This is a genomic window from Nonomuraea lactucae, assembly GCF_003313395.1.
GTDB lineage: Bacteria > Actinomycetota > Actinomycetes > Streptosporangiales > Streptosporangiaceae > Nonomuraea > Nonomuraea lactucae.
Genome location: NZ_QNFZ01000673.1, coordinates 1 through 2979, shown reverse-complemented (window position 1 = coordinate 2979; position 2979 = coordinate 1). Strand labels below are relative to the sequence as shown.

The window sequence follows — 2979 nt, the reverse complement described above, 5'->3', positions numbered from 1 at the left end:
GGTGATGACCGGGATGTCGGCGCGGTGGGCGTCGTCGTAGTGCCACGCGATGAGCTGGGTGACATCGAAGAGCCTGGAATCGACCAAGTCCTGCGCCACCAAGGTCGCCGCATCCGAGGGCAGGACGTGCAGGTGGCCGTTACGGTTCTCGGTGTAAAAGGCCGTCTTCTCGCGCCCGGGACCTCGCTCGATCCGCACGGCCCGCGGCTTGCCCGGTGCCGCGGACACGATCACCCGGTCGCCCGTCACCAGTGTGACCTGCCCGGACGCGCCGCCCTCCGGGGCCGTGGTCCGGGCCTGGGGTGCAGGTGCGCCAGGAGTCGGTCCGGCGGCCGGGTCCGCCTGCGCGGTGGCGGGCACTGCCACGCCGCTCAGGGCCGTTATGGCCACTGTCACGGCTAAGGAGACATTCCGCTTCATCAGACCTCTCAAGAGTTGACTGGCTGTCAATCAAGAAGTCCGCGAAGACGATCACCGATTTCAGCTCTCCAAGGGAATCCTTGTTTTTCGGCTGATCTGGCGGAAGATCCCGCCACGGCGAGCGCCGCACCGCATGAGCTTCCGGCCGCACGGTCGGCCCCCTCCGACCGTGGGAACGCTCGGGCTCACCGGCCGTGCGGCCAGAATCGTGACTTGTGCATGGAACGTAACCCCTGAGGCTCCAAGAGGGCCGTTGTGGGGATGACTTCTCTTGCACCCGGAAGGAGAAATTCTCACCTGGAGGGTGAGAATCCTCACTGGGAGTCGCTGGACTCGAGTTCCAGGGCGCGGGTGAAGTCGGCCACCGCTTCCTCGTGGCGCTCCGTCTCCTGCAGGATCTCGCCGCGTACCCGGAAGGCCCAGACGTACTCGGGGTCCAGCTCGATGGCCCGGTCGAGGTCTCTCAGGGCCGCCTCGTTGTCGCCCAGCTCGCTGAGGACCGCGCCCCGGCTGCCGAGCGCGCGGTCGTGGTCGGGGTCGAGCTCGATGGCCCGGTTCAGGTCCGTCAGCGCCTCGTCGTAGCGGTCGACCATGCGGTACGCCTCGCCGCGCCTGCTGTACGCGCGAACGTACCCGGGGTCGGCCGCCAGCGCCTTCGTATAGTCGTCGACCGCCTCGGCGTACAGGTGCATGCGCTGGTAGAGGTCGCCGCGGGCCAGCCAGGAGTACGGCAGGTCCTCGTTCAAGGCGATGATCTTGGCGTGCTCGTCGAGCGCCTCGTCCATGCGGTCCAGGTCGGCCAGCGCGTCCGCCTTCGCCTCCAGGATCCACAGCGACTCAGGCGACAACGTGAGCGCGTGCTCGAAGTCGTCCAGGGCCTCCTCGTACCGGCCGAGCGAGGCGTACGCCTGGCCGCGCGAGCCGAGGGCGTACGAGCTGTCCGGCTCGTGGCGGAGCGCCTCGCCGAAGTCGGACAGCGCCACCTCGTGGCGTCCGATGAGGCGGTGGCTCTCGCCGCGCAGCCGCCAGGCGCGCGCGTTGTCCGGCGCCAGCGCGATCGACTCGGTCAGATCCGCGATGGCCGCGTCGTACCTGGACAGCGCGATGTACGACTCGGCCCGGCTGCGCAGCACGGAGGCCCGTGACTGGGCCGCCGCCTCCGGGAGGGCGGGCCTGCCGTCGGGCGCGTCGATGATCCCCTCGCTCATGCGGGGAATGTACCGGAACCGGACCCGGACTAGATCTGAATGACGGCGGCCTTCTCCCGGGTGTATTCGAGCACCGCGTCGTGCCCGTAGCCGCTGTCCTTCACGCCGCCGAACGGCAACCCCGGTGGCATCTGGCGGAACGTGTTCACCCAGACCGTGCCGCTCTGCAGGTCCCGGACGAAACGGTGGGCGCGTCCCAGGTCGCGCGTCCAGACGCCGGCGGCCAGCCCGTACGGCGAGTCGTTGGAGATCCGCAGCGCCTCCTCGTCCGTCTCGAACGGGATCGCCACCGCGACCGGCCCGAAGATCTCTTCCTGGCAGATCCGCAGGCCGTTGTCCGTGGTCGTGTAGAGGGTGGGGGAGACCCAGTAGCCGCCGGGCAGGCCCGGCACCACCTCGGCCCCCCTCCGGCCGCCGAAGACCAGCTCGGCGCCCTCCTTCTCGGCGACGTCGAGGTAGGAGGTGACCCGCTCGTACTGGCCCTGGGAGACGATCGGGCCCATCGTGGTCCGCATGTCGAGCGGGTCGTCGAGCACCAGGCCCGCCGCGATCCGCCGCACCCGCTCCAGCATCTCGTCCCAGATCGAGCGGTGCACGAGGATGCGCGAGCCGGCCACGCAGACCTGCCCGGCGTTGCCGGTGTAGACGGAGTTCACGGTCACGCCCTGGGCGGCGGCGTCGAGGTCGGCGTCGGGGAAGACGATGTTCGGGGACTTGCCGCCCAGCTCGAACGTCATCGGCTTGAGCGCGTCCGCCGAGGCCCGGGTGATGGCCTGGGCGGTGGCCGTCGAACCCGTCAGGCTGATCTTGTTGACGCCGCGATGCCGTACCAGGGCGTCTCCGACCTCCTCGCCGAGGCCGCTGACGATGTTGAGCACGCCGGGCGGGAGCACCTCCGCCAGCAGCTCTCCCAGCCGCAGCACCGACACGCAGGCCTGCTCGGCGGGCTTGACGATCACCGTGTTGCCGGCGGCGAGGGCGTACGCGGCCTTGGCCGAGAAGGTGGAGATGGGGGAGTTCCACGGGATGACGCACACGGCCACGCCGTACGGCTCGCGGCGGGTCAGGCCGAGCGCGTCGGGGCCGAGGATGACGGTGTCGCCCTTGACCGCGTCCAGGCACTGGCCCGCGGCGAGCTGCCAGAGGTGGGCCATGCCCGGCAGGTCCTTCTTGAGGGTGTCGCGCAGGATCCGGCCGTTGTCGCGGGTCTCCAGCCTGGCCAGCTCCTCGGCGTGCTCGGTGAAGAGCTCGGCGACCCTGCGCAGGACGTGCGCCCGGCCCAGGGCGGGCAGCGCGGACCAGCGGGGGAACGCCTGCCGCGCGGCCTCGACCGCCGCGTCGGCGTCCCGGG

Annotated in this window: 3 protein-coding genes; all 3 read right to left on the bottom strand. The window is 70.5% G+C overall.

The features are described from left to right. Positions 1-396: hypothetical protein (locus tag DQW85_RS44835; protein WP_205315391.1), on the bottom strand; the 396-nt coding region annotated here is incomplete at its 3' end. A 338-nt stretch (positions 397-734) separates the two neighbouring features. Beyond that, complete coding sequence (locus tag DQW85_RS25185; RefSeq protein ID WP_113702461.1) at positions 735-1628, bottom strand: tetratricopeptide repeat protein; 894 nt, start codon at positions 1626-1628, stop codon at positions 735-737. Between the two features lie 29 nt (positions 1629-1657). Then, a partial coding sequence (locus tag DQW85_RS25180; protein WP_113702460.1) for an aldehyde dehydrogenase family protein occupies positions 1658-2979 on the bottom strand: 1322 nt, incomplete at its 5' end.

Excerpts from the sequence above, each read along its gene's own strand:
- DQW85_RS25185 (WP_113702461.1), bottom strand. The coding sequence starts at position 1,628 with ATGAGCGAGGGGATCATCGACGCGCCCGACGGCAGGCCCGCCCTCCCG.